This window comes from Gilliamella sp. X-57 (assembly GCF_057063565.1).
This window is the reverse complement of the sequence record NZ_JBXSQI010000056.1, coordinates 1-1,653: the sequence shown is the minus strand read 5'-3', so window position 1 is coordinate 1,653 and position 1,653 is coordinate 1. Positions and strand designations below refer to the sequence as shown.

Here is a 1,653-nt window from a genome sequence, read left to right as displayed (position 1 = left end):
CGGTTATCAATAAACCATTAACTTCCGCTATCCGCTCATTAAGTGATTCACCCACGTTGACGAATAAACGCACCTTGCATGGGGTGATTACCGAATTTAGTCAGTTATCGGTCAATAAAGATGAAGCCCATTATCAGGTGGTGTTATCCTCGTGCTTAGCACGGCTGAATGTCGGGCAACATAATGCCATATTTCAAAATCAAAGTGTGGTGAGTGTGGTTGAAGAAGTGCTGCGTAGTCATGGTCTGACGGGCATTGATTACCGTTTAGAGTTAAAAGACAGCTACCCAGAGCGGGAGTTTATCACCCAATGGCAAGAAAGTGACCTTGCCTTTATTCAACGCTTATTGGCCGATGTCGGTATCTGGTTTCGCTTTGAAACGCATGCTGAGCACCACTGTGATGTGATGGTGTTAAGTGATTATGAGCAAGGTTATGCGCAGGTGGCCGATATTGACTATAAACCGCCCAGTGGTATGGCTGATACGGGGGTTGAAAGTGTGTGGGATATTACCTTGCATAGTGAAGTAGTGGTCTCCTCAGTCAAAGTACAAGACTATAACTACCGTGATGCCCTCGCCGATTTACAGGGCGAAGTTAACACCCAACCCAAAGACCTTACCACCTATGGCACTGACTACCGTTATGCTGAGCACTATAAAGGTTTAGATAGTAACGGACAAGACAACTCGCAAACTAGTGGCGATAATAACGGTGATGATGATAATAATGATAATCGTGATAATGACAATAACACTCACGATAATCAGATTGAAAGCGGTCAGTGGTATGCCCGTATTCGTCATGAGCAAGCTATTAGCCAGCAAATTATCCTCAAAGGTAAGAGTAACCACTACAACCTTGCCCCCGGTCAATGGATTAACCTCAACGGCAGTCCGCTGGCAGATATTAATGACGGTATCATCATTTTAAGTGTACAGGGGCAAGGTAACCGCACTGATGCCTATGAACTCACCTTTACCGCCATTCCCTATCAAGCCTTAAAACCCTATCGCCCCGCGCCCATACGTTGGCCGCAAGTCAGTGGCACTTTACCTGCCCGCGTCACCAGTCCTAATCATGACACCTATGGCTATATCGACCCGCAAGGGCGCTATCGGGTTAAATTTAATGTCGACCTGAAACAATGGAAAAGTGGCACGGAAAGCTTATGGGTACGCTTAGCCAAACCGTATGCGGGTAACACCTATGGTTTTCACTTTCCCTTAATTGACGGCACTGAAGTAGCCATTGCCTTTATGCAGGGCAATCCTGACCGGCCGTATATTGCCCATGCAATGCATGATAGTGCTCACCCTGACCCTATCACCACCATTAACAAACACCGCAATGTGATTCGCACGCCGGCTAATAACAAACTACGCATGGATGATAAACGCGGGAAAGAGCATATTAAAATCGCCACCGAATACGGCAAAAGCCAACTTAATTTAGGGCATTTGGTCGATAATAAAAAAGGACAACGTGGTGAGGGCTTTGAACTGCGCACCGACGAATGGGGGGCGATTGCCGCTAACAAAGGCTTATACTTAACCACCCAAACCCAGCCGAAAGCGCAAGGCAAACAGCTCGATATGCAAGCAGCGATTGCCCAACTTGAAAATGCCTTATCCATTGCCAAAGCCCTACAAA

Annotated in this window: 1 protein-coding gene; it reads left to right on the top strand. The window is 46.6% G+C overall.

Translation table 11 applies throughout. The features are described 5' to 3' along the window. Positions 1-1,653: type VI secretion system Vgr family protein (locus tag ACYIAL_RS12730; protein ID WP_483751900.1), on the top strand; the 1,653-nt coding region annotated here is incomplete at both ends.